Source organism: Acinetobacter sp. YH1901141, from assembly GCF_013416935.1.
Lineage (GTDB): Bacteria > Pseudomonadota > Gammaproteobacteria > Pseudomonadales > Moraxellaceae > Acinetobacter > Acinetobacter towneri.
The window spans coordinates 12455-36026 of record NZ_VPEY01000021.1 but is presented as its reverse complement, the minus strand read 5'-3'; the positions used below and the strand labels follow the sequence as shown (position 1 = coordinate 36026).

Below are 23572 nucleotides of genomic sequence, written 5' to 3'. Positions count from 1 at the left end.
ACATCGAAACATGATGGGAATCATACTCAGTTCACTAGGGATGTGATAGTATTACCCATCATTACAATTTGCGTCATTTATAAAGATATGTTTAGTTTGCATCCACAACTTGCTCAAGATACTTTTTTTGTAGGCGACTTTCCTCTGTCAACATGTCGTTTAATGAATGATATGCAATTCCCTTGGTTAATTCTAATTCCACGTGTGCCAGGGGTTACAGAACTATACGAATTAAGCCAGGCAGACCAAGAACAATTTTTACGTGAATCTAGCTGGTTATCTAGCCAATTATCACGTGTATTCCGTGCCGATAAAATGAATGTGGCGGCTTTAGGTAATATGGTTCCACAATTGCATTTTCATCACGTCGTGCGTTATCAAAATGATGTGGCTTGGCCTAAACCAGTTTGGGGTACGCCAGCTGTACCATACAGCAATGAAGTTTTGGCTCACATGCGTCAAACCTTGATGCTTGCTCTGCGTGGTCAAGGCGATATGCCATTTGACTGGCGAATGGATTAATTGAAATGAATTGCCACGCAGGATGCGTGGCTTTTTAATCCTAGATTGGAGTAGGCCGCGGTGTTCATGTACAATTGGATGGAAAGAGATCCCAAACAATTCGAATTTCTGCATCGTTTAGTCGGGTATGCAAGTTTATCCCTGATTATGGTGGTCTATCACTACACCTACGCCGATACCAATTATCAAATTTACCTTCCGTTTTTTCTTACTTTTTTATTACTGATAATTCCTAAATTTTCGCGTTGGCTGCAATATAAATATAGTCATCAAGCCAAGCGTAATATCCTGTTTATTATTGATATTGTGGTAGTCGCAGTATGTTTGTCTGCGGTACATCTGAATTTGGTACTTACTTTTGCCGCTTTATTTGCGCTGCTATATACCGCCATTTATATTAAAGTTTCTTTCTTTTTGGTGGCATTGGCATCCTTATTGGCGGTCACAGTTTTTTATTTTTGTAATATTTTTATTTTTGGTTTTAACGAATATTTTGAACAAAGCAGTACCGAACTTACGATTTTAGCCTTTTTATGTATGATCTTTTACTTTGGCATGGGCAGTGCCTATCAGGCACGTCGTATCCGCTATACCACGGCAAAGAAAGACCATTACTACACACAAATGAACCGCTATATGGAATTTGCGAATCAGCTTAGTCGCTATGCACCTTTGCAGTTGTGGCAATCGATTATGAAAGGTGAGTCGGAAGCGAAAATTGAATATAAACGTAAAAAAATGACGATTTTCTTTTCTGATATTCAAGGCTTTACTGAACTTTCTGAAACACTAATTCCAGATGATTTAGCATTCCTGCTCAATGATTATTTAAGCCACATGACCGAAATTGCCAAGCAATATGAAGCGACGGTGGATAAGTTTATGGGTGATGCGATTTTAATTTTCTTTGGTGATCCAAATACGCAAGGTGTTGAACAAGATGCTAAAACTTGTGTAGAGATGGCTATTGCGATGCGTCAGCAAATGAAATTGTTACGCGAACGTTGGGTCAAAATGGGCTATCCGCCTTTACATATTCGTATGGGTATCAGTACAGGATATTGCCACGTTGGGAACTACGGTGCAGCACATCGGATGGCATATACCATTGTTGGGCGTGATGCTAACTTAGCTGCACGTTTGCAAAGTGCGGCCGAAGTTGATGAAATTTTACTTTCAGATGACACTTATAAACTGATTAAAAATGATTATTTGTGTGCTCCGAAAGCACCGATCTTTTTAAAGGGGATTCAAGGTCCTGTAAAAACTTGGCAAGTGATGGAAAAATATGCGGCCAGCAAGTCGGATTATCAGCGTTGGTTTGACTACGAATATAAAGGTTTTCATTTGTTGCTTAATTTGGATGAAGTGCAGAATTTTGAATATCCTGAGCTAATTACCGTATTAGAAAAAATGATTAAAAGAATTCAAACGCAGCAAAAGCTGACCAACTCACAGGGCATTGTAAAACTTAATCTTGAAGATGAAGTGATTGAACATCCACCTGTTGAAGAAATTGCCAAAACTCATATTCCTGAAAAACACTAAAATTTTTCTTATAATGTAGATCTCGTTTAACTTTTAAATCCTCAAAAATTTTAAATCTAAAGTTGTGCAATAAAAAAACTGCGCCGTAGCGCAGTTTTTTAGAATTAGCATCATTTTATGATTAATGATTTTCTGAAGCATGGTTAATGGTGTATTTTGGAATTTCGACTTCCAAGTCTTCATTGACCACTTTAACCTGACAAGATAAGCGTGAATCAGGCTCTAAACCCCAAGCACGGTCTAATAAGTCAGCTTCAACATCATCCATTTCTTCTAGGCTGTCAAAGCCTTTACGAACAACAACGTGGCAAGTGGTACATGCACAAGACATATCGCAAGCATGTTCAATTTTAATGCCATTTTCAAGTAAGCTTTCGCATAAGTTGGCATTTTGTTCGACTTCAAACTCAGCACCTTCTGGGCAGAATTGCGCATGTGGAAGTACTTTAATACGTGGCATAATCTTTACCTTAAATTAGTTTGAGTTTGACCAGTCGTCGAGTTTAGTGCCTTTAAGTGCTGTATCAATATGTTGATTCATACGAATTGCAGCAAAAGCATCACTGTGTATTTTAAGCTGTTCAACAGCATGTTCAATGGCTTTAATGTCTTGTCCAGTCAATTCGGCTTCCAACTGCGCTTTGGCAGTATTTAAAGCTTCTAATTGTTCTGGGCTTAATAGTTGTGCATCTACTTTTAAGGCTTGTTGTAAAGCTTCAAGTTCACGTTGTGCTTCAACTTTGGTTTCATGCAAATGACGCAATTGCTTGTCTTCTTCTGCATATTTGAAACCATCTAGCAGCAAACGCTCGGTATCTGCTTCAGATAAACCATAAGATGGCTTGATGTCGATATTTGCAGTCACACCAGAAGTGGTTTCTTTAGCAGAAACACTGAGCAAGCCATCAGCATCGACTTGGAACGTAACTTCAATGCGTGCCTGACCCGCAGTCATTGGTGGAATACCGTGTAGCACAAAACGACCTAAGCTACGACAATGTTCTACCAAATCACGCTCACCTTGTACCACATGAATCAACATGGCAGTTTGGCCATCTTGATAAGTGGTAAATTCTTGGCGACGTGCTACAGGAATTGCAGTATTGCGTGAAATTAAGCGTTCCACCAAACCGCCCATGGTTTCTAAACCCAAAGACAGTGGGGTAACGTCTAATAGCAACGAACCATCTTTGCTGTTACCAATTAGTTGATTGGCGGTAATTGATGCACCAATTGCAACCACTTCATCTGGGTTAATTGTGCATAATGGTTCTTGATTAAATACTTCACGAACAGCTTTTTGCACGGCATAAGAACGTGTTGAACCACCAACTAAAACTACATTTTGAATGTCATCTAGGTCAAGTTTGGCATCGCGTAATACACGTTTGCATACACTAATGGTTTTATCTAAAGCAACCTGAATAATACTTTCAAAGTTTGCGCGGTCTAATTGCAGCGTGTGCTCTAACAGTTTTAATTCAACACTTTCTGCATTGCTGAGCGCTTCTTTGGCTTTACGTGCAGACACAATAAAGTGTGCATATTCTGCATCATCTAAACTTTCAATATTCAGCTGTTTTTTTGCCCATTTTACAATCAGACGATCTAAGTCATCACCACCTAAAGCAGTGTGGCCGCCTGTGGCTAAAACTTCAAAAACACCTTGAGAGAAACGTAAAATAGAAACGTCAAACGTACCACCGCCCAAGTCGTAAATCACATAGTTACGGTCTTGAGCCAAGTTGGTGTCTTGATCTAAACCGTAGGCAACCGCTGCTGCAGTCGGTTCATTCAATAAACGCAATACTTTTAAACCTGCAAGCTCGGCAGCGTCACGTGTGGCTTGGCGTTGAGCTTCATCAAAATAAGCAGGAACAGTAATCACTGCACCATTTACAGGGTTTTGTAAGCTGGCTTCTGCGCGGTCTTTGAGTTGTTTAAGTAATTCTGCCGAAATTTCAACAGGTGTTTTACGGCCTTGAGCTGTTTCAAAAGCAGGCATTTGATTGTCTTCACCCACTAACGTGTATGGATGTTGAAATTTAATGTCCGCTTTAGAACGACCCATAAAACGCTTGACTGAAACAATCGTGTTTTTAGGGTCTGTAGTAATAAATGGCGCAGCAGCATTGCCATAATGTGTATTTTGCTCTGCATAATGGACGATAGAAGGCAGTAGCACGCGACCTTGCTCATCATGCAAGACTTTGGCTTTACCAGAAAGAACTGTGGCAACCAATGAATGAGTGGTGCCTAAGTCAATGCCAATCGCAATGCGATGTTCATGCGGTGCACTTGATTGACCTGGTTCTGCAATTTGCAAGAGCGCCATTATGTAAAATCCTTTGCCCGTTAAATATTAAAATACAAACTAAAATTAAAAATCATCGTCTAAATCAAAACTGTCATCATCAAGGAAACGATCTTCAGCTTTGTCTAGGTCAGCCATAACTTTCATGAAAAAGCGTAATTTACGCACAGTGTCACGCGCTTCTGCCCAATCTTCTTCGGCATAGTCAATTTTAAATTCACGGACTAAGCCATCAACCCATTGTTGTACTTCAACCTTTAATGACTGTAAGTCATCGGCACAGTTGGCATCATCCAATTGCTCACGAATTTCCAAGGCATCTTGTAAAAATTCAAAGTCATGGATGGATTGATCGAGATGATAATCTTGCTTTTTCAATGAGAGTAAATATGCAGCACGACTGTCTACCGCAGAGAGTTGTTTAAACGCCTGATTAATTTTACTAGATTTAATCAAGGCTTGATCTTTGTCTTCGGCTTTGTCGGGGTGATATTGCTGCTGTAGCTTTAAAAATTCAGCTTTTAAAGTAGCGAAATCAATATCGAGTGCAACAGGAAGATTAAACAACTCAAAATGATTCATGGGAGATGGAATCCGCAATTAGTGTGCAAAATTGGCTGCATAAATGCAATTAAAACAGTGTATTGTACACTGTTTTAAGCTAAAAAGAGGGAGGTGGCGTTATACCGTGAACGATTCACCGCAGCCACATTCACCTTTTTTATTGGGGTTGTTAAACTCGAAACCTTCGTTTAAACCATTTTTGACATAGTCCATTTCCATGCCATCTAGGTAAACTAGGCTTTTCGGATCAACGAAAACTTTAACACCAAACTGTTCAAACATTTGGTCGTGCGTATCGACTTCATCTACAAATTCGAGTACATAAGCCAAACCAGAACAGCCTGAAGTTTTCACACCAACGCGAATACCTTGACCCTTACCGCGATTCTTTAAGTAATTGCTGATATGAGTTGCAGCATTTTCAGTTAAATTGATCATGAAAACTCCGTTTGTTTTTCCACAAAACTTAGCAAATTAAGCTTTGGTCTTTTTGCTGCGATAGTCTTCTACAGCAGCTTTAATTGCATCTTCTGCCAATACAGAGCAGTGTACTTTCACTGGTGGAAGGGCAAGTTCGGTAGCAATATCAATGTTCTTGATCGCTTGTGCTTCATCTAAAGTTTTACCTTTAAGCCACTCAGTAACCAAAGAACTAGAAGCAATGGCAGAACCACAACCATAAGTTTTGAAACGTGCTTCTTCAATCACGCCTTCGTCATTCACTTGAATTTGCAGACGCATTACATCGCCACATGCAGGTGCGCCCACCATACCTGTACCAACGTTTTCAGCATTTTTGTCTAAAACGCCAACATTACGAGGGTTTTCGTAATGATCAATTACTTTATCGCTATAAGCCATGTCGCTTCTCCAAACCTCGGGGTCAGCCTTAATATAAATATGGGGGTGAAATTACCTTTATCAATCTAATGGCTTCCTGTCAAAGCCATTAGATTTGGGATGAATTAGTGTTCAGTCCATTCTACTTTAGAAAGGTCAATCCCTTCTTTATACATATCCCAAAGCGGTGAAAGTTCACGTAACTTTTCAACAGCAGCTTTAGTCACAGTTAGGACATGATCAATATCTTCTTCAGTGGTGTATTTACCAAAACTGAAACGAATTGAGCTGTGTGCAAGTTCGTCTGAAAGACCTAGTGCACGTAATACATAAGATGGCTCTAAAGTCGCTGAAGTACACGCAGAACCTGAAGATACCGCAGCATCTTTAAGAGACATCATTAAAGATTCACCTTCAACAAAGTTGAAGCTGACGTTTAAATAGTTGGCTACGTTTAGTGTTGGGTGACCATTCAGGAAAACTTGTTCCATGGTGTTCAAGCCATTCCAAAGTTTGTCGCGCAATACACGTAAACGGGCTTGTTCAGAAGCCAAGTTTTTGCCTGCAAGTTCAAATGCTTCGCCCATACCTACAATTTGGTGGGTTGCAAGTGTGCCTGAACGCATGCCACGCTCATGACCGCCACCATGCATTTGTGCTTTTAAGCGTACGCGTGGACTGCGGCGTACAAATAGCGCACCAATACCTTTAGGGCCATAGATTTTGTGTGCAGAGAAGCTCATTAAGTCTACTTTTAAGGTAGATAAATCAATTTCTACCTTACCTGCAGCTTGCGCAGCATCAACGTGGAAGAAGATTTTTTTGGCACGGGTGATTTCGCCAATTGCAGCGACATCGGTAATCGTACCAATTTCGTTATTGACCATCATCAACGACACTAAAATTGTGTCTGGACGAATTGCCGCTTCAACCATTTCAGGTGTAATTAAACCTGTTTGTGGTTGTGGCTCTAAGTACGTGATTTCAAAACCTTCAGATTCAAGCTCACGGCAGGTATCTAAAATGGCTTTGTGTTCAATTTTAGAGGTAATAATGTGTTTGCCTTTAGACGCATAGAATTGTGCTACGCCTTTTAGTGCAAGGTTATCTGATTCTGTTGCACCAGAAGTCCACACGATTTCACGTGGGTCTGCTTTGATCAAGTTCGCAACTTGTTCACGTGCATATTCAACTTTTTCTTCTGCTTGCCAGCCATAAGCGTGCGAACGAGAAGCGGCATTACCGAAAGTCCCATCAAAAGTCAGGCACTCCATCATGCGTTCTGCAACTTGAGGATCTACAGGAGTGGTTGCTGCGTAGTCAAGATAAATTGGACGTTTCATGTCAAATACCTGTAACCGATAACAGAGCTGAATCAAACGGTGCTGTGTTCTGGCGAATGGCAACAGTTTGTACGTTGTCACGCGCAACTAAATCAGCAAGTGAGATTTTAGCGAGATAGTCGGCAATATGATGGGAGAGTTCCTGCCATAAGTCGTGAGTCAAGCACATTGCACCATTTTGACAGTTGCCTTTATGGTCGCAACGCGTTGCATCAACAGTTTCGTTTACGGCTTCAATGATTTCTAGCACAGTGATTTCATTTGCACTACGTGCTAAATGGTAACCACCGTTAGCACCGCGAACACTAGACACTAAGCCGTGGCGCTTAAGTTTTGCGAATAACTGCTCAAGATAAGCAACAGAAATAGTTTGACGGGCTGCAATTTCAGCAAGCGTGATCGTTTGTTCAGTTGGCTGCAAAGCTAAATCAAGTAGAGCAGTCACTGCGTAGCGACCGCGAGTTGTTAAGCGCATGATTCGATACACATGATTAGACTAGATATGGGTATTCTATGAATCCCGACTAAATTAGTCAAGTATTTTATTATGATATCGTGCGCGAGGATTTACGCTGTTTTTCTTGATATTTTAATGCGTTTAAACGATCCATAAATTATACACTAATAACGTAATTAATAGTACTGTTATTACACCAAAGGCGATGTTAATGCGCTTTTGACGGCGTTCAATGCGACGAATACGGTTTTTATGCTGTTTAAGCTCAACTTGTAGGGTGTTGATCTTAGAGCGTTGTTCATCAATTTTGTCTAAAAGTGGGGCAATGCGCTTTTTAGAACCAATCACTTCTTGTTCTTGCGGTGCTTCTTTCAGCCATTGTTTCCAGTCAGCTAAAACTTTGGGTGCACTAAAATGCAAAATTAGATCACGAAACTCATCTTTAAGGGTAATGTCACCATCTATACGCATGTGTTTAATACTGCGACGATTACCTAAAATAAAGATTTTAAATAAATCTATGAGGGTGGTGCGCACATCTAAATCGACAGCTTGTTCAGGTGCTTTGCTGTCAAATAAGATGCCGTTTGGATTGAATTCCACGTAAATGTCGAAATAAGGAATATAGCTATTAATTTTAATGGTGATTTTCTGGTCGACAAACTTTTTAGCCTGCAAAGCGACCACACGATCATGTTTTAGAATAAAGCTAAAAATTGTTTCCAGCACAATCATGAGCATGGTCAGCAACAAATGTGGATTACTTTGTCTTTGTTGCGAATCACTCATAAAATCAAGTCCCTAAATCTAAAGTTGAATTCCTTGTTTTGCGCTTCGTTGAGAATACATTCTAAGAAGCGCAGCGAATAATCTTGCTTTGTAGAACAGTTTAGCAAAACGATCAAGTATTTAATTTGCTATTATGAAAGCATTTTGTAGGTTTATTACATTTATGTGCGCATAAAATAAGCAGGAGAGAGGTTCATGGAAAAAACGAGGGATAGCGTAGAAGAGCATTTGCTTGAATCAGAAACCACATTGAAAAATAAAGATAAATTACGCTCAGGACGTAAATCATCACTCGATTTTCGTAAATATACCAAGCAAATTTGGCTAGCAGGTTTAGGTGCATTTTCACGCGCAGAAGAAGAAGGCAATAAATTGTTTGACTCTCTGGTCAAGGTGGGTGAGGAATTAGAATCTAAAACTACAGAAATTGCCGATCAAACAGTTGAAAAAGTGTCTGAAAAAGCCAAAGAGTCGGTCATTGATACTAAAGATAAAGTTGAGCGTTTAATTGACCATAGCGTCAATCATTCTTTAAATAGAATTGGCTTGGTGACAGCAAAAGACCTACAACATTTGGAGCAATTGGTACTGCAATTACATGCCAAAGTCGATGCGTTGATTGAAGAAAGTAAACAATTAAAAGAAGATGTTGCGAAAAAGTAATTCTGTGCAAAGGGGGCTTAAATGATGTTGCTTTATTATACATCGGGTATTTTAGGGCAAAACTGAATAGAGGCTAATAGTTCCATCGTTTTACCATTTATTTTGCATAAAAGCGTGCAGGGAGTATTGCTTTTACCCTCAAAGCATTGCTATAAAGGCGTTACGGTAATTTAAATTAAATCTCTGGACCTTAAATAAACGATATTAAGAGGACGTAATTTTCATGAATAAATCAGAATTAATCGATGCAATTGCAGAGAAAGGGGGGTTGTCTAAGACTGATGCAGGTAAGGCCTTAGACGCAACAATTGCTTCTATTACTGAAGCGCTTAAAGCGGGTGATACTGTAACCCTCGTTGGTTTTGGTACATTTAATGTGAAAGAGCGTGCTGCTCGCACAGGTCGTAACCCACAAACAGGTGCTACACTTGAAATTAAAGCAAGCAAAGTACCAAGCTTTAAAGCGGGTAAAGGTTTAAAAGATTCAGTAGCATAATCTTTTAAAATGCCAAGAAAGCGCGCCAATTGGCGCGTTTTTTATTAATAATGTCAATAAACGGCTTCAACGCATTCATTCGTTGAGGGTTTTCAGTTAAAATCTCGCACAAATAAAATATTGGAATACTTATGGAATCTTTTCGTAAAGTTATTAAGGGTTGGTTGGGCAAAGTTTTGCTCGTCTTGTTCTTGACCCCTTTAGCACTTGTAGGTATTGAAGGATATTTTAGTGGAGGTCAGTCTGAAGACACTGCACAAACAGTCAATGGTCAGCAAATTTCAAAACGAGAATTAGATAATCTGACCAATTCCTTGAAAGAACAATACTTGGCCTATACCAATGGTGATGAAACACTATTGAATCAAAATTATATTCAAAACAAAGCCAAAGATACGTTGGTTGCACGTACCTTGTTATTACAACAAGCTGAGAAATTAGGGATTTCTTTGAGCGATGCACAAATTGAACAAATGATTGCACAGCAACCGAATTTCCAACAAGATGGCAAGTTTTCTGAAAGCTTGTATGCGAACTATCTGCAATCTGTAGGCATGACCAATCAGGCGCTTGTGGCAAATTTACGCCAAGACCATGCGTTAAAAATGCTGAGTGCTAGCTTTACCGATTATGCTTTAGTTAGCCCGTCTGATATTCAGCAAATTGCCAATTTACAAACCCAGCAACGTACTTTGCATTTATCTAGCATTAAGTTAGATGACTACAAGAAAAACATCACCACAAATGCACAAGAGATTGCTGCGTATTATGAACAGCACGCCAATGCCTTTAAACAGGTTGCTAGCGTTGATGTCGATTACATTGTGGTGACTCCAGCCAATATTGCACCTGCAAATACGGCTGTCACTGACGCAGAGTTACAACAGGCTTATCAAAAGTTTGTCGAAACTCAAAAAGGTGCTGCTGTACCGACAGTGAAACATATTTTAATCACCACCGATGCGCGTGATGATGCCGCAGCTAAAAAACTTGCAGAGCAAGCCGCAGCTGAAATTAAGCAAGGTACAAGCTTTACTGCAGCTGCACAAAAGTATTCGGATGATCCTGAGTCTAAAGCCAAAGGTGGTGAGGTTGCAGGTTATGAAGCAGGCGTATTTGGCGATGCCTTTGACAAAGCCGTGGGTAGCTTAAAATCTGGTGAAGTATCACAGCCGATTAAAACTCAATATGGCTATCATGTGATTCAAACAGAAGGTGCTACAGTTCAAGTCCCTGCGTTTGAAACTCAAAAAGCACGTTTAATGGCAGAGTTGCAAAAAGCCAAAACTGAAAATGCGTATACCGATACCATCAACAGCTTAAATGAATTGGTGGTGAGTAGTGATGCTTTAGATGTGGTAGCGGAAGAAGTGAAAACAGCCAAAGTCGAATCTATCACTGGTTTAACTTTAGCGTCACAGCATCCTGTTTTAAGTCAGCCAACTGTCAAAGTTAAATTGTTTAATGATGATGTGAAAAATGGCGACCGTAACGCATCTAGTAATATTACTTTAGCGAATGGTGATGTGGTATGGGTTAAAGTGCGTAATTACCATGCTGCAGGTGTGCAAACTTTGGAAGAGGCAACACCACGCGTAAAAGCTAAATTGATTGAGAAAAAAGCCTTTGATGCAGCCAAAAAAGATATTCAAGCCACATTGGATGCCTTTAAAACTCAGCCTGCAGCGACCGTTTTGGCCAAAAACCAAATCCGTTTTGAAAATGCAGGCACATTCACCCGTGCAGATGGTTTGTTAAAGCGCGAAATTGAACGTGCTGCTTTTAGTGTACTTGCACCTAAGCAAGGCATGTGGTCAGTGACTACAGCATCTTTACCGAATGAACTGGTTGTGGTTGCTGTATCGAATGTAAATGACACCACTTCGAATGCTTTAACGCCTGAACAGCTCAAAGAATTGGCGCAGTTATATCAACAACTTCGTGCTCAGCAAGAGTTGGATGACTACACTCAATATTTGAAGTCTCAAGCGAAAATCAAATAGTCATATTTATCATCAAAGAAAAAACCAGCAAATTTGCTGGTTTTTTTGTGCTTGTGAAAGCGTTGACTAAGAATATTTGTGGCTCATTCAGCGCGGATTTTTAATTCATAACCTGTGTATTTGCGAATGTTAATCACGCCAGTATCTAATATGAGATATTGTCCTTTAATACCTTGTAACTTACCGCGAATAATTGGGGTTTTATCCAAATTATGCGATTTGATCTTTTCAGGATATTGCTCTACAGGATAGACAAACTCACGTGGTGGCTCTTGATCTAACAATTCAACGGTTTCATTGAATTCTAAGTTTTGACTAAATTCATCACGAATAGTTTGAATTTTAGGTGCAAACTCTTCAATGAGCTGTTCGCGCACTTCAATTAAGTTCAAAGGTGCTGCTTCACCTTTAAGCAGTTTACGCCAGTCCGTTTTATCTGCCACTTGTGAACCAAACATGATTTCGAGTTGCCCAGATAAACGGCGTGAACCAACTTTCATAATTGGCAAGGCTTGGGTTGCACCTTGATCAAGCCAGCGTGTTGGCATTTGTCCTAGACGGGTAATTCCCACTTTTAAAGCGCTGGAGTTGGCTAAATAGACAATATGTGGTTGAAAGCAGACCTCATGTGCAAAACTATCTTCACGACAAGTCCCTAAATGATAATGACAGGTTTCAGGTTTCATAATGCACATATCGCAAGAAGCCTTAGTTTTAAAGCATTTAAAACAATGACCCTGAGAATATGATTTTGGGGTTTTGACACCACAAGAAACACAGTAAATATTGCCTGTCCATTCCAGTTCAATTTCTTGACCAAGCTGAAAAGGCAGATCAATTTCTGAACGGTCTAGAATAAATTTATATTCAACATTTGCCTTGTGTACCTGTTCATCAGTTACACTATGGTCCTTAAGACCTGCGTGCATTTTATGGCAAATGCCTTGTAGTTCCATAAGAATACTCTCTCAAAAAATGAAGGAATGCAGTGATGGCTGAAATGCGTTTAATTCAAGCATTGATTGATGATTTGTCTCAACAACAGCCAATTTCGACTGCATTGTGTATAGGGCAAAATATTGAAGCAAGCCCGAAGCATAACAATCAAGCGGCTGATGAGCAGCCAACTATCCAATGGCAGTATTTTAGCGCATTGGCATTTTTAAATCTGCCTTTTACCCAACGTTTTGATTTGGCAGTTATATTTTTGGATGCTTCAGATTTTGCTTTGCAGACGCCGCAACACACCTCGCAAATTTTGGTGAAGCTACGTGACTTATTTGCAAAGCGTATTGTGGTGGTTGCTACGCGTCAAGATGAGCAATTGCTTAGAGCGCTTGGTTTTACGCAATTGATTGAACATCGCTTTGAGGAACATCATTTATGCTTATGGCAATTTAATATTTTGACTTATAAGCACGTGCCTGATTGGTTTAACTCTAAGTTTTGGGCGAACCCTGAAAATTGGGATAAATTCCGTTGGTAAGTGCTGGATTAAACTAACAAAAACTTAATAATGTTAAATGCTTAACATAAATTTAGGATATTGCAAAATTTAACAATTTCAAGCGCGAAATTCAGTCAAAACTTCGTATGCTGTCATAAGGGCATATTGAGGAACATAAAATGACCAATTTAAGCAATATTGTTGAAATTTTAGCAAAGCAGGCATTGGGCGCGAATCAGCAATCTAATCAATCTCAAGGTGGATTGGGCGATATTTTAGGCTCGGTTTTGGGGCAACTTGGTGCTAATAACCAACAATCTGCACAAGGGGGCTTGGGTGGGATTTTGGGTTCTGTATTAGGTCAGTTGGGTGGGCAACAACAGCGTTCTGCTGCAGGTGCTTCAGGTGCACAAAGTTTATTGATTGCAGTCTTGCCTTTAGTATTGGCATGGATTCAAAAACAGGGTGGGTTGCAAGGCGCTTTAGATAAACTAAAAGGACAAGGCTTAACCAGTCAGGTGGAGGATTGGGTGTCTACAGGCCCAGGTGAAAATGCGCATGTAGGTGCTGAACAAGTTCAAAGTTTATTTGATGATGCCGATGTAGAGCAGGTTGCACAGCAAACTCAGGCGCCAAAGCAAGATATTTATAATGCGATTTCTGCAGTATTGCCGCAAATTATTGATTCATTGACACCACAAGGTGAGCAAACGAGTAAGCAAGAAGCCAATGACGATATTCAGCAAGTGATGAATTTAGTGTCTGGGTTTTTAAAACGTTAATATTGAAAAATTCAGCTTGGTAAAACTGACTTTAATAAACAAAGCCAGCACATTTGCTGGCTTTGTTTTATTTGGTTTTTTAAGCATGCATTAAAAAAACACGCCGAAGCGTGTTTTTATGTTTTAAGTGTGGTTTAGACTTAGAAGTCGTAACGGAAACCTAAAGAAAGACCTAAGGCATCTTCGTCAGCCACACCAGCAACGCTGTTAGAGCGACCTTGTGACCATGGTGTTAGGTTAGATTTAGTGTCATTAAGCATTGTTGCAAGGTTAGCATATACGCGCACTGCCTTGTCTAAACGGTGCTCAACACCTACTGCTACTAATGTTGCGTTTGCATCATCAGCATCTACGTCACGGTGGAAGACTTGACCACGTACATAAGTTTTCGGTGCAACTTTATAGTCAGCCGCTACACCAAATACTTGCACATCTGGGTTTGCAGTATCATTGTCATGTGTTAAATACTGGTATAAAGCACCTAAGTTAAATTCAGGTGTGATTTTATAGGCAGCTGCAACACGGAAGCCATCACGTTCACCGCGGCTTGCTTCTTCTTCATAGTGCTCATAAGCTGCTGCAAAGTCTACGTTACCTTCTTTATAAGTTAAAGCTAAGTCGTAAGCTTTATCTTTATCTTTTGCAGCATCAGGGCTGTTTTGTTCGTGTAGTGATAAAGCACCAGTTACGTTAAAGCCGCCACCAAATTTAGGAGTTTGATATTCAATCGTATTGGCATTACGCTCATCAAAACGTAAATTACCCGCACGGGTTACGTTACGGATGTCACCCACCATGTCACCAAAGAAGTTGACTGGACCACGTGCAGCTTTAAATGGGCTGTCAAAACGACCTACACGCGCTTGACCAAAATCACCTTTTAAACCAACAAAAGTATCGCGCGTAGCAAACTCTAAATCATCATTTGCAGAGCCGCTAGCAAAGTTAATTTCTTGCTCGATTTGACCGAAAACAGTCATGCCATTTTCTAATTTTTGTTCAGCTTTAAAGCCTAAACGTGATGAGTTTGAAGAAAGACCAACTTCGTTATAGTCTTTACCATCATCAAGATAGTCTAAAGATACGTGTGCACGACCATAAACTTTAACATCAGCAGCCATAGCTAATGCTGGTGTTAAGAAGGTTGCCCCAACTGCTAATGCGCAAAGCGTTTTTTTCATGTGTAGCTCCAATACAGACTATTGTTTTTAGTCCTAAACATTGTTCAGAAGTAGAGTTGATCTACCGCTGTTCTCTATTGGTGCTAAGTATTCCTTACAAATGCGACAGTAATATTAAGGAAATATTTCTAAATTATTAAAAAGAACAAATTAGATCAAAAACTTACTTTTATTCGCATTTTTTTAATGACTGAGTTTTAAATTTTAAAAAAATATATGAAATGAATAACTTAATTGTAAGCCGATTGACATGTTATTGTCATAAACAACTTTAAAACATGCAGAGTCAAAGCTTGAGACGAAAAAAATGGAGCAGCTGCTCCATTCATTTTGTATGACATTTTTGAAATTTTTAAAGCGCTGCTTTAATTTTTTCTGCTTGGGCTTTAATTTTTTCTTGATCGCCCATTTGTGCAGCATGTTTCCCAAGTTGATGAACCGAGGTCGGAATTAAGTGAAAATGCACGTGGGGGACAGTTTGACCTGCGCTTGTACCTGACAATTGCATTAACACGATACCATCTACACCTAAAGCTTGCTCCATTGCTTTCGCAATTTTTTGCACAATTTGAATAGTATAGGCTGCTGCATCTGCAGGTAAATCTAACAAAGTCACTGCAGGCGTTTTAGGAATCACGAGAGTGTGACCATCGGCTTGCGGCATGATGTCCATAAACGCAAGCACTTGATCATCTTCATACACTTTAATTGCAGGAAGCTCGCCACGTAGAATTCTTGCAAAAATATTTTGATCATCGTAAGCCATTATGATTCCTTAAATTCAGCCTATGCTATTTCAGAACGGTTATTTACAGTTCAGTTCTTTTTGACGTTCTTTGATTGCGTCAAGACGTTGTTGTTCTTTTTCAGAAAACTTAGGTTTGGTTGTATAGCAGTTGTCATTACCAAAACGTGCTTTAGCTTCTGGGTCTTTGAAGCAGAACCCTTTAGATGCATAAATAACATCGTGGTCATTTTTAAGTTTTTGACATTCTTGTTCAGATGCAAAAGCAGTTGAACTTGCCCCAATTAAAGTTGCAAGGCTTGCAAATACGGCAATGCTAAACTTGTTCATAAGAGTTTCCTCTATTTAATGATGGTGTGACTAGCCACTTAATACACATTATTGGGTTTATGGCTGTATATTCAATGGCGAGTTCTTACTCTAGGGTAATATTACTCCATAATTCATACATTTTCACAGCAGTGGAAAAATCACTGTCTTTTTCTGCGGTTAAATTCGCTGCTTGAATCAGGCTTTGGGTTAAAGCCAATACAGGTGCAGGCAAAGCTGCTTCATGGACTAAATTTAATGCGATACCTGTGTCTTTAGCCAGTAAAGGGAGTGCAAAAGTATTTGGAAAAGCGCGATTCAGTACTCGCTGCGGCAAAATCATTTCCGTTACTGCGCTTTTACCACTTGAAGCATTTATGCATTGCAAGGCCTGATTTAAGTTTACGCCATGTGCTTTTAAGGTGGTAAAACCTTCAGCTGCAGCACACAAACTCACTGCCATTAACATATTATTCACCGCTTTTACGGCAAAGCCAGCACCGGGTTCCCCCACATGCTGAATCACTTTACCAAAAGCCTGAATTGCAGGTAAGGCTTTTTCAAAAGCAGTTGCTTTACCACCAATCATGACTGTTAAGGTGGCATTTTCTGCACCAATCGTTTGTCCACTTACAGGTGCATCTAAAAAGTCGATCTGTTGTGTTTCAAGTTGTTGTACCAATTTTTTAGCACTTTCGGGTACGCCACTGGTGCAATCGACCCAGACTGAACCTGCTTTCAGCGGAACTTGTGCAATCAGGTTTTCAACTTCGGTACTGGTAGGCAAGCAAGAAAAAATAATATCTGCCTGAACCGCTTGAGCCAATTCAACCGCTTGTGTGCCGTATTCAGCAGCATGTTGCTCGGCTTTGGCAAAGTTACGATTCCAGACATAGACCGTATCAAAATGTTTAGGTAAATGGGCTGCCATGCGGTAGCCCATTGCGCCTAAGCCAATAAATGCAACAGATTGAATCATGTTTTTGCTCTCTTTATGCAATTTTGCTAGATCGTTGTTCTAACCAAGTGGTCAGTTTAGGCCAGAATTCATTGGCACTTTTTTGACTGGACATTAAACCCAAATGTCCACCTGGAATAAGAGTAAACGTGACATCGGTACTACTTGTCAATTCACATAAAGGTTGAGCAGCTTCAGCAGTGACAATTTGATCGCTATCACCCGCACCGACCAAAAGTGAACAATGAATATTTTTAAGGTCTATCTGATGTTGTTTGAGTTGAATATGACCTTGTTTGAGTGGGTTTTGCAGCCATACATTCAATACCATGTCCTGATTAATCCCACCCGGATAATCAATCATATTATTTAAAAAATTGGCTAAAGTTGCGTTTTCATGCAAGGTTTGTAAGTCGTGCAGATTCGACAGCATCTGTTTATTGCTTTCCAGCCATGCTCTAGGGTCTAAAATCTTAAAACCAATCGCATTGATTAAACCCGGTGTATGAATTAAATGCTTTGGAATTTTTCCTGAATAAAAGGCATGTTGCAATTTGGGATATTTAGAAATCAGTTGATTGGTCAGTTGAAAGAGTTTACCAACCCGCCCCGAAGCATAGCTATCTACAGGGCTACCCAAAACCATCAAGTTTTTAATATGAGTTGTTTGTTGGTCGGCGGTATAAAGCATGGCAAAAATACCCGCCATACTCCAACCATGTAGTGAAATTTGTTCGACTTTGGCGTGTTGTAAAATGAGTTGAATACAATTAGGGATTGCATCCTGAATAAAAGCCATAAAATTTAAATGACAATGTTGATAGGTCAATTGTCCCCAATCAACCAAATACACATCAAAACCGCTATGCTGAAAATGTTTCACTAAAGAGCGATAAGGATATAAGTCATAAATCGACATGGTAATTGCTAAAGGCGCAACAAAAACCAGCGGCTCTTTATATTGCTTATCTGGCGAAGCGTAATAGCGAATCTGCGCATACTTATAACGTGCCACGATGTCGTATGGCGTGGTCTGAGATAAGATCAAATCACGGCTTTTAAATAAGCGAGTGCTGAGGTTTTTAAGCTTTTTTCGGTGCGGATTAAATTTTCTTTGTAGCTGATTCATGAGGTGTTCCATCACACGTGGCGCCGATTTGAATGAAGTCTAAGCGATATTTATACATTTTACCTTGACCTTAAATGCGCTTGGCGCTCAAAATGTTGGCAATTATTTAACAAACAGGTCTTAGGACTAAGTTTAGGGCTGAGCAGTAAAGATGAGTCAACACGACGACATTGAATATCAATTAGATACTTTGGCAATTCGTACCGGACACAACCGTACAATTGAAGGCGAACACAGTGAGCCAATTTTCCTGACTTCATCATTTGTTTGTGAAAATGCTGCCGATGCAGCTGCAAAATTCTCAGGTGAAATTGAAGGCAATACCTATTCACGTTATACCAATCCAACTGTACAGGCTTTTGAAAAACGCTTGGCAGTATTAGATGGTGCAGAACGTGCGGTTGCGACAAGTTCGGGTATGGCGGCCGTTCATGCGATCACTTTGGCTTATCTTAAAGCGGGTGATCATGTAGTCTGTTCACGTGCTGTATTTGGCTCGATCATTTCACTATTTGAAAAATACGTGATGAAGTTTGGTGTCGATGTCACTTTTGTTGATTTAGAAGATTTAGACAGTTGGAAGCAAGCGATTCGTCCAAATACGCGTTTGTTATTTATTGAAACACCATCAAATCCATTGGCTCAGGTGGGTGACTTGCAAGCGATTGCCGATATTGCACATGCACATGGTGCGTTATTTGCGGTAGATAACACTTTCTGTACGCCCGTTTTGCAACAACCACTAAAATTTGGTGCAGACCTTATTATTTATTCATCAACCAAATATATTGATGGTCAGGGGCGTGCTTTGGGTGGTGCGGTTGTTGGTAAAGACAAGTTGGTCGAAGAAATCAACAGCGTTATTCGTACCTTGGGCAATTCATTAAGTCCGTTTAATGCATGGATTTTCTTAAAAGGCTTGGAAACATTAAGCCTGCGTATGAAAGCGCATTGTGCCAGCGCACAAAAACTTGCAGAGTGGCTAGATGCACATCCAAAAGTGGAAAAAGTGTATTATGCGGGACTGCCACATCACGTAGGGCATGAACTCGCGAAAAAACAACAGTCTGGTTTTGGTGGTGTTGTATCGTTTGTAGTGAAAGGCGAGCGTGAAGGCGCGTGGACTGTGATTGACAACACACGCTTCCTATCTATCACCAGTAATTTGGGCGATGTAAAATCAACCATTACCCATCCTGCAACAACATCGCATGGCAGAATGACCCCAGAAGCCAAACAAGCAGCAGGTATCAGCGAAGGTTTAATTCGTGTTTCTGTTGGCTTGGAAGATATTGATGATATTATTCGCGACATCGAGCGCGGTTTAGACCTCATTTAAAACTAAATAGATCATTTGTTCGGAGATTTTTATGAACATTAATATGTTGATGCAGCAAGCACAGCGCATGCAAAAAGAAGTGGAAAACAACATTAAAAAAGCCAAAGAAGAACTTGCGCAAACTGAAGTGCATGCAGAAGCAGGTGGTGGTTTAGTGAAAGTGACTATGACCTGCCGTAATGTGGTCAAACGCATTGAAATCAACCCTGAATTATTGCAAGACGATGCAGACATGATTGAAGATTTGATTGCCGCTGCAATGAATGATGCTGCCCGTCAAGCCGAAGCAATTTCTGAAGAAAAAATGAAGTCTGCAAACTCAGGCATGGGCTTGCCACCGGGCTTGGCTGGTTTATTCTAAGGAACGGCGTATGTTTAGTGATCGTTTTGATCAACTGGTACAAGCGCTACGCATTTTGCCAAGTGTTGGGCCTAAATCGGCTCAACGCATGGCATTGCACCTGATTATGAAAAATAGAGAAGGTGCAGTCGGTTTGGCTCATGCTTTGAATGAAGCCACTAGCTATATTCACGAATGTTCGATTTGCCATTCATTAACTGAAGATGAAGTTTGCAATATTTGTGCCTCACATGATCGGGATGCACATTTGCTGTGTGTCGTGGAGTCTCCAGCCGATGTGATGGCCATTGAGCAAAGCGGTAGTTTTCGTGGAAAATACCATGTCTTGGGTGGGCATTTATCGCCTTTAGATGGCATTGGGCCTGACGAAATTGGTATTCCATATTTGGTTCAGCGTTTAAGTGATGGCAACATTACTGAGGTGATTTTGGCGACCAATGCAACCGTAGAAGGTCAGGCGACAGCACACTATTTGGTAGAAGCGACCAAACATTTGCCTGTGCAGATGACCCGTATCGCGCAAGGTGTGCCGCAAGGTGGCGAACTTGAATATGTCGATAGTCATACTTTAAGTCAGGCGGTGCATAATCGGATGCGAATGAAATAAGCATTTAGGTGCTTATTTCATGTGGATGTTTATTTCGCATGTGTGGCTATTTTATATGAATAATCAATTGATAAATCATCCATGAAAAGGATTACTTGCCTTTAAAGCCAATAAAAATCAAATTAAGATAAAAAAACGATAAAAAATTTAAATTTTCACTGTATCGACTTAGAAATAAGATAAAAATTGAAAATACTGGACATATTTTTATAGCTAAATGCTATTTAATGTTTAAAATGAACACCTAGAGAATCCTGTTTTACCTGCTCGCTATGTTCCAATTTATTCACCAACAAAAAGACTTTGAAAATGTCTTGGCATTAATGAGCCAAAACAGCATTTATGGTTTAGACACCGAATTTATTAAGGTCGATACTTTATGGCCAAAATTGGGTGTATTCCAAATTAATGTGAATGATCAGGTCTATTTGTTAGATGGGACTTCGTTAAATTTAAGTGCATTTTGGGAAAAACTGTTTCAAGCGCAGCAAAATATTTTTCATGCCTGCGGTGAAGATATTGATTTAATTTATCATTATGCGCAGCAAAAAAACTTAGATAACGTGTTTGATACCCAAGTTGGCATGTCATTTTTAGGGCATGGTTTACAAGTCAGTTATCAAAACGCTTTAAAAACCATGCTCAATGTCGATATTGATAAAGGGCAAACTCGCTCAGACTGGCTTGCACGTCCGTTGTCCGATGAGCAGTTAAATTATGCTGCCAATGATGTGTTGTATCTAATGCAATTGGCAGATAAGGTACAAACCGACTTAAAACAAAATTATTTACTGGATTTTGCACAAGAAGATTGCCGCAATTTAACTCAGGAAATTGGTGAAGAAACACCTTTAGAGTTGTTGTATCAGGATGTGGGCAACTATCGTCATTCACGCCGTCAACTCATGCAATTGCAACAATTGGCCGTTTGGCGTGAGCAAATGGTAAAAGCCTTAAACCAACCACGTAGTTTTATTTTGCGTAATTCTACTATGCTGGACTTGGTCGAGAAAAATCCTAAAAATCAGTTCCAGCTCAGTACTATTAAAGATTTACGTGCGCATATTGTGCGTGAACATGGCAAAACTATTTTAGATTTAATTAAATATTTGCCTGATCAATCACAATGGCCATTACGTATGGCGCGACCAATTCGTCATTCTTCAAAAGAAGTGGGCGAAAATGTAGAACAGGTGATTCAACGTGCCGTACAGGAAACTCAAATTCCAAAAGAAGTTTTGCTGCGTAAAAAATGGCTCAATGCGCTTTATCAGCATGTGGTATTTCATAACGATGAGCAAGATTTGCCTAACTATTTGTTAGGTTGGCGTTATGAATTACTCACCAAGCCTTTAATTGAAGTTTTACATGCCGACGAGCGTTATTTGTCTGGTCAGATGAAAGTTGCTGAATAAATCAAACCGATCCACATTTTAAATAAAGCCGTTTTTCACCTGAAAATGGATGAATTTTCACGCCATTCTTTGTTTGAGTGTAAACATAGACCAATGCGTTAATAATGGTTAATGTATCTCGGTTTTTTTTGTTGTATCCTTTGCCTGAGTTTTTAGAGTTTTGTTGTTTATGCACTGTTCAATTTATAAATCGAGCAAAAAAGATGAGATGTATTTATACATCGCCCGTCCTGAGCAAACTGAAGATCAAGCAGAAGCGTTTAACCCGCTAGAGGTTTTACCTGAGCCAATGCGAGTTGCATTTGGTCGTGCGACATTTGTAATGGATTTGCAACTGTCTGAAAGCCGTAAGTTGGCACGTGTGAATGTTTTGCATGTCATGGATTCTATTCAAACACGTGGCTTCTTTATTCAAGTGCCACCAGAAGGCTTAATTAACCCAAATGCCGTTGAACCAGAAGGTTTACGTGGTGCTTAAGCTTTATTCAGGAGTTGAGAAATGAATAGTGTGATGACTGGATTGGATTCAATTCCTGAAACTGCAATTGCTGTTTCTGTTTATTTGTTGGGGAGTGCCATTATTTTATGGTGCTGGTACGAAATTGCCAAACGCTTGCCCAATCCGTTAGGTGGTATCACTTGGATTGTGCTGTTTGCAATTTTACTTACCCCAACAGTATCAGAAGGCAGCAATGCAGCACTTGCCCCAGCCATCTTTGGACTTCTTTTTGGTGTTTTAACCAAAGAAACCCCATTGGTTTGGTCTAATTTATCTGCCATTTTATTTGTGATCGGTCTTGGCTTATTGATCGGTTATTTCTGGTCAAGATACTGTCTTAAACAAACGACTTATAAAGCCAAGAAAAATACCTCACCACTGTAACTAAAACAATTAAGGTAAAATCATGTCTGTTGATGCGCAACAATTTTCGGGTACAGATCAGTACATTGCGACTGATAGTTTAAAACTTGCGGTGAAAGCCGCACGTGCTTTGCAAAAACCGCTTTTGGTGAAAGGTGAGCCAGGTACAGGTAAAACCTTATTGGCAGAGCAAGTTGCTAAAAGTTTGGGTTTAAAGTTGATTACATGGCACATTAAATCGACCACCAAAGCGCAGCAAGGTTTATATGAATATGATGCAGTGTCGCGTTTGCGTGACAGCCAACTGGGCGATGACCGTGTGTATGACGTTAAAAACTATATTAAACCCGGGAAATTGTGGGAAGCATTTACCAGCGAAGAACGCTGTGTGTTGTTGATTGATGAAATTGACAAGGCAGATATTGAATTCCCAAATGACCTGCTACATGAACTCGATAAAATGTCGTTTTATGTTTATGAAACAGGCGAAACCATTACGGCAACACAACGTCCAATCGTGATCATCACATCAAATAATGAAAAAGAGCTGCCAGACGCTTTTTTACGTCGTTGTTTCTTCCATTATATTGATTTCCCAGATGAAGCGACCATGCGCGATATTATCGATGTGCATTTCCCGAATATTTCAAGCACATTGGTTTCAGAAGCTTTACAAGTTTTCTTTAAATTGCGCCAAGTTCCGGGCTTAAAAAAACCACCATCTACGTCTGAATTAATTGATTGGTTAAGCCTATTGATGGCAGATGACATGCCGGAAGATATTTTGCGTAATAGCGATAAAAGCAAAGCCATTCCGCCTTTATACGGTGCATTAATCAAAAATGAACAAGATGTGCAATTGCTTGAGCGTTTAGCCTTTATGTCGCGCCGTTAAGGG

General features: G+C 39.9%; 28 protein-coding genes. 14 read left to right on the top strand and 14 right to left on the bottom strand.

The window, feature by feature from the left end:
* Positions 1-87: 87 nt before the first annotated feature.
* Together FTV52_RS11230 and FTV52_RS11225 are read left to right on the top strand one after the other, a co-directional pair.
* Positions 88-522, top strand: a complete 435-nt coding sequence (locus FTV52_RS11230; RefSeq protein WP_004976660.1) for an HIT domain-containing protein — start codon at positions 88-90, stop codon at positions 520-522.
* 66 nt (positions 523-588) lie between these two features.
* Positions 589-2070 carry an adenylate/guanylate cyclase domain-containing protein gene (locus FTV52_RS11225; RefSeq protein WP_004976658.1) on the top strand — a complete coding sequence of 494 codons (1482 nt, stop codon included), beginning with the start codon at positions 589-591 and terminating at the stop codon, positions 2068-2070.
* 121 nt (positions 2071-2191) lie between these two features.
* Here FTV52_RS11225 and fdx read toward each other — a convergent pair whose 3' ends face one another.
* The 8 genes from fdx to FTV52_RS11185 all read right to left on the bottom strand — a co-directional run bounded on the left by fdx (position 2192) and on the right by FTV52_RS11185 (position 8377).
* Positions 2192-2530: an ISC system 2Fe-2S type ferredoxin gene (gene fdx / locus FTV52_RS11220; RefSeq protein ID WP_004976656.1), complete on the bottom strand. Its 339-nt coding sequence runs from the start codon at positions 2528-2530 to the stop codon at positions 2192-2194.
* A 15-nt stretch (positions 2531-2545) separates the two neighbouring features.
* Positions 2546-4405, bottom strand: a complete 1860-nt coding sequence (gene hscA / locus FTV52_RS11215) for a Fe-S protein assembly chaperone HscA (protein ID WP_179990815.1) — start codon at positions 4403-4405, stop codon at positions 2546-2548.
* 45 nt (positions 4406-4450) lie between these two features.
* Positions 4451-4966, bottom strand: a complete 516-nt coding sequence (hscB, locus tag FTV52_RS11210) for a Fe-S protein assembly co-chaperone HscB (protein WP_004976652.1) — start codon at positions 4964-4966, stop codon at positions 4451-4453.
* Between the two features lie 99 nt (positions 4967-5065).
* Entirely contained in the window at positions 5066-5386 is a 321-nt protein-coding gene (iscA, locus tag FTV52_RS11205) for an iron-sulfur cluster assembly protein IscA (RefSeq protein WP_004976650.1), read from the bottom strand.
* A gap of 36 nt (positions 5387-5422) precedes the next feature.
* Entirely contained in the window at positions 5423-5809 is a 387-nt protein-coding gene (iscU, locus tag FTV52_RS11200; RefSeq protein ID WP_004976649.1) for a Fe-S cluster assembly scaffold IscU, read from the bottom strand.
* Positions 5810-5913: 104 nt separating this feature from the next.
* Positions 5914-7131, bottom strand: coding sequence for an IscS subfamily cysteine desulfurase (locus FTV52_RS11195; protein ID WP_136143974.1), 1218 nt, complete (start codon positions 7129-7131; stop codon positions 5914-5916).
* A gap of 1 nt (position 7132) precedes the next feature.
* Positions 7133-7606, bottom strand: coding sequence for an Rrf2 family transcriptional regulator (locus FTV52_RS11190; RefSeq protein ID WP_004976645.1), 474 nt, complete (start codon positions 7604-7606; stop codon positions 7133-7135).
* Between the two features lie 123 nt (positions 7607-7729).
* Positions 7730-8377: a hypothetical protein gene (locus tag FTV52_RS11185; RefSeq protein WP_104851923.1), complete on the bottom strand. Its 648-nt coding sequence runs from the start codon at positions 8375-8377 to the stop codon at positions 7730-7732.
* A 195-nt stretch (positions 8378-8572) separates the two neighbouring features.
* Here FTV52_RS11185 and FTV52_RS11180 point away from each other — a divergent pair, with 195 nt between their 5' ends.
* From FTV52_RS11180 to FTV52_RS11170, 3 genes are all read left to right on the top strand, one after another.
* Positions 8573-9040 carry a phasin family protein gene (locus tag FTV52_RS11180; protein WP_179990814.1) on the top strand — a complete coding sequence of 156 codons (468 nt, stop codon included), beginning with the start codon at positions 8573-8575 and terminating at the stop codon, positions 9038-9040.
* 223 nt (positions 9041-9263) lie between these two features.
* Positions 9264-9536 carry an HU family DNA-binding protein gene (locus FTV52_RS11175; protein WP_004976639.1) on the top strand — a complete coding sequence of 91 codons (273 nt, stop codon included), beginning with the start codon at positions 9264-9266 and terminating at the stop codon, positions 9534-9536.
* 131 nt (positions 9537-9667) lie between these two features.
* Positions 9668-11539 (top strand): SurA N-terminal domain-containing protein, encoded by a 1872-nt coding sequence (locus tag FTV52_RS11170; protein WP_179990813.1) that lies wholly within the window; start codon positions 9668-9670, stop codon positions 11537-11539.
* 83 nt (positions 11540-11622) lie between these two features.
* Here the strand turns inward: FTV52_RS11170 and FTV52_RS11165 are convergent, their stop codons facing one another.
* Positions 11623-12495: a DUF2797 domain-containing protein gene (locus FTV52_RS11165; protein ID WP_168542052.1), complete on the bottom strand. Its 873-nt coding sequence runs from the start codon at positions 12493-12495 to the stop codon at positions 11623-11625.
* A 35-nt stretch (positions 12496-12530) separates the two neighbouring features.
* On the opposite strand from FTV52_RS11165, the gene FTV52_RS11160 reads away from it, so the two are divergent.
* Complete coding sequence (locus tag FTV52_RS11160) at positions 12531-13025, top strand: DUF6231 family protein (RefSeq protein WP_179990812.1); 495 nt, start codon at positions 12531-12533, stop codon at positions 13023-13025.
* Positions 13026-13165: 140 nt separating this feature from the next.
* The gene (locus tag FTV52_RS11155) at positions 13166-13768 is read left to right on the top strand and encodes a YidB family protein (protein ID WP_179990811.1); all 603 of its coding nucleotides are present in this window, start codon (positions 13166-13168) and stop codon (positions 13766-13768) included.
* A gap of 140 nt (positions 13769-13908) precedes the next feature.
* Here FTV52_RS11155 and FTV52_RS11150 read toward each other — a convergent pair whose 3' ends face one another.
* The 5 genes from FTV52_RS11150 to FTV52_RS11130 all read right to left on the bottom strand — a co-directional run bounded on the left by FTV52_RS11150 (position 13909) and on the right by FTV52_RS11130 (position 18090).
* A complete protein-coding gene (locus FTV52_RS11150; protein ID WP_179990810.1) occupies positions 13909-14949 on the bottom strand; it encodes a porin in 1041 nt (346 codons plus the stop codon).
* A gap of 352 nt (positions 14950-15301) precedes the next feature.
* A complete protein-coding gene (locus FTV52_RS11145; RefSeq protein WP_096901443.1) occupies positions 15302-15715 on the bottom strand; it encodes an HIT family protein in 414 nt (137 codons plus the stop codon).
* Positions 15716-15754: 39 nt separating this feature from the next.
* Complete coding sequence (locus FTV52_RS11140; RefSeq protein ID WP_136144520.1) at positions 15755-16024, bottom strand: YARHG domain-containing protein; 270 nt, start codon at positions 16022-16024, stop codon at positions 15755-15757.
* A gap of 85 nt (positions 16025-16109) precedes the next feature.
* Positions 16110-16982: an NAD(P)-dependent oxidoreductase gene (locus FTV52_RS11135; protein ID WP_179990809.1), complete on the bottom strand. Its 873-nt coding sequence runs from the start codon at positions 16980-16982 to the stop codon at positions 16110-16112.
* A gap of 13 nt (positions 16983-16995) precedes the next feature.
* Entirely contained in the window at positions 16996-18090 is a 1095-nt protein-coding gene (locus FTV52_RS11130; protein WP_131261453.1) for an alpha/beta fold hydrolase, read from the bottom strand.
* 151 nt (positions 18091-18241) lie between these two features.
* Between FTV52_RS11130 and FTV52_RS11125 the strand changes: the two genes are divergently transcribed.
* The 7 genes from FTV52_RS11125 (at position 18242) to FTV52_RS11095 (ending at position 23569) form a co-directional block, all read left to right on the top strand.
* Positions 18242-19429, top strand: a complete 1188-nt coding sequence (locus FTV52_RS11125) for an O-succinylhomoserine sulfhydrylase (RefSeq protein WP_179990808.1) — start codon at positions 18242-18244, stop codon at positions 19427-19429.
* Between the two features lie 31 nt (positions 19430-19460).
* Complete coding sequence (locus FTV52_RS11120) at positions 19461-19790, top strand: YbaB/EbfC family nucleoid-associated protein (RefSeq protein WP_004976621.1); 330 nt, start codon at positions 19461-19463, stop codon at positions 19788-19790.
* Positions 19791-19800: 10 nt separating this feature from the next.
* A complete protein-coding gene (gene recR, locus FTV52_RS11115) occupies positions 19801-20397 on the top strand; it encodes a recombination mediator RecR (protein ID WP_019837914.1) in 597 nt (198 codons plus the stop codon).
* 272 nt (positions 20398-20669) lie between these two features.
* Positions 20670-21812: an HRDC domain-containing protein gene (locus FTV52_RS11110; protein WP_096901447.1), complete on the top strand. Its 1143-nt coding sequence runs from the start codon at positions 20670-20672 to the stop codon at positions 21810-21812.
* Between the two features lie 169 nt (positions 21813-21981).
* Positions 21982-22290, top strand: coding sequence for a YcgL domain-containing protein (locus FTV52_RS11105; protein ID WP_004976615.1), 309 nt, complete (start codon positions 21982-21984; stop codon positions 22288-22290).
* A 21-nt stretch (positions 22291-22311) separates the two neighbouring features.
* Positions 22312-22695: a hypothetical protein gene (locus tag FTV52_RS11100; protein WP_096901448.1), complete on the top strand. Its 384-nt coding sequence runs from the start codon at positions 22312-22314 to the stop codon at positions 22693-22695.
* Between the two features lie 22 nt (positions 22696-22717).
* Complete coding sequence (locus tag FTV52_RS11095; protein WP_004976610.1) at positions 22718-23569, top strand: MoxR family ATPase; 852 nt, start codon at positions 22718-22720, stop codon at positions 23567-23569.
* Positions 23570-23572: the final 3 nt, after the last annotated feature.

Excerpts from the sequence above, each read along its gene's own strand:
- FTV52_RS11165 (WP_168542052.1), bottom strand. The coding sequence starts at position 12,495 with ATGGAACTACAAGGCATTTGCCATAAAATGCACGCAGGTCTTAAGGAC.
- FTV52_RS11100 (WP_096901448.1), top strand. The coding sequence starts at position 22,312 with ATGAATAGTGTGATGACTGGATTGGATTCAATTCCTGAAACTGCAATT.
- FTV52_RS11150 (WP_179990810.1), bottom strand. The coding sequence starts at position 14,949 with ATGAAAAAAACGCTTTGCGCATTAGCAGTTGGGGCAACCTTCTTAACA.
- FTV52_RS11125 (WP_179990808.1), top strand. The coding sequence starts at position 18,242 with ATGAGTCAACACGACGACATTGAATATCAATTAGATACTTTGGCAATT.
- hscA (WP_179990815.1), bottom strand. The coding sequence starts at position 4,405 with ATGGCGCTCTTGCAAATTGCAGAACCAGGTCAATCAAGTGCACCGCAT.
- FTV52_RS11110 (WP_096901447.1), top strand. The coding sequence starts at position 20,670 with ATGTTCCAATTTATTCACCAACAAAAAGACTTTGAAAATGTCTTGGCA.
- FTV52_RS11120 (WP_004976621.1), top strand. The coding sequence starts at position 19,461 with ATGAACATTAATATGTTGATGCAGCAAGCACAGCGCATGCAAAAAGAA.
- FTV52_RS11160 (WP_179990812.1), top strand. The coding sequence starts at position 12,531 with ATGGCTGAAATGCGTTTAATTCAAGCATTGATTGATGATTTGTCTCAA.
- FTV52_RS11095 (WP_004976610.1), top strand. The coding sequence starts at position 22,718 with ATGTCTGTTGATGCGCAACAATTTTCGGGTACAGATCAGTACATTGCG.
- FTV52_RS11230 (WP_004976660.1), top strand. The coding sequence starts at position 88 with ATGTTTAGTTTGCATCCACAACTTGCTCAAGATACTTTTTTTGTAGGC.
- FTV52_RS11170 (WP_179990813.1), top strand. The coding sequence starts at position 9,668 with ATGGAATCTTTTCGTAAAGTTATTAAGGGTTGGTTGGGCAAAGTTTTG.
- FTV52_RS11225 (WP_004976658.1), top strand. The coding sequence starts at position 589 with ATGTACAATTGGATGGAAAGAGATCCCAAACAATTCGAATTTCTGCAT.
- FTV52_RS11130 (WP_131261453.1), bottom strand. The coding sequence starts at position 18,090 with ATGAATCAGCTACAAAGAAAATTTAATCCGCACCGAAAAAAGCTTAAA.
- FTV52_RS11180 (WP_179990814.1), top strand. The coding sequence starts at position 8,573 with ATGGAAAAAACGAGGGATAGCGTAGAAGAGCATTTGCTTGAATCAGAA.
- iscU (WP_004976649.1), bottom strand. The coding sequence starts at position 5,809 with ATGGCTTATAGCGATAAAGTAATTGATCATTACGAAAACCCTCGTAAT.
- FTV52_RS11155 (WP_179990811.1), top strand. The coding sequence starts at position 13,166 with ATGACCAATTTAAGCAATATTGTTGAAATTTTAGCAAAGCAGGCATTG.
- FTV52_RS11175 (WP_004976639.1), top strand. The coding sequence starts at position 9,264 with ATGAATAAATCAGAATTAATCGATGCAATTGCAGAGAAAGGGGGGTTG.
- FTV52_RS11105 (WP_004976615.1), top strand. The coding sequence starts at position 21,982 with ATGCACTGTTCAATTTATAAATCGAGCAAAAAAGATGAGATGTATTTA.
- FTV52_RS11190 (WP_004976645.1), bottom strand. The coding sequence starts at position 7,606 with ATGCGCTTAACAACTCGCGGTCGCTACGCAGTGACTGCTCTACTTGAT.
- FTV52_RS11135 (WP_179990809.1), bottom strand. The coding sequence starts at position 16,982 with ATGATTCAATCTGTTGCATTTATTGGCTTAGGCGCAATGGGCTACCGC.
- fdx (WP_004976656.1), bottom strand. The coding sequence starts at position 2,530 with ATGCCACGTATTAAAGTACTTCCACATGCGCAATTCTGCCCAGAAGGT.
- FTV52_RS11145 (WP_096901443.1), bottom strand. The coding sequence starts at position 15,715 with ATGGCTTACGATGATCAAAATATTTTTGCAAGAATTCTACGTGGCGAG.
- FTV52_RS11195 (WP_136143974.1), bottom strand. The coding sequence starts at position 7,131 with ATGAAACGTCCAATTTATCTTGACTACGCAGCAACCACTCCTGTAGAT.
- hscB (WP_004976652.1), bottom strand. The coding sequence starts at position 4,966 with ATGAATCATTTTGAGTTGTTTAATCTTCCTGTTGCACTCGATATTGAT.
- FTV52_RS11140 (WP_136144520.1), bottom strand. The coding sequence starts at position 16,024 with ATGAACAAGTTTAGCATTGCCGTATTTGCAAGCCTTGCAACTTTAATT.
- FTV52_RS11185 (WP_104851923.1), bottom strand. The coding sequence starts at position 8,377 with ATGAGTGATTCGCAACAAAGACAAAGTAATCCACATTTGTTGCTGACC.
- iscA (WP_004976650.1), bottom strand. The coding sequence starts at position 5,386 with ATGATCAATTTAACTGAAAATGCTGCAACTCATATCAGCAATTACTTA.
- recR (WP_019837914.1), top strand. The coding sequence starts at position 19,801 with ATGTTTAGTGATCGTTTTGATCAACTGGTACAAGCGCTACGCATTTTG.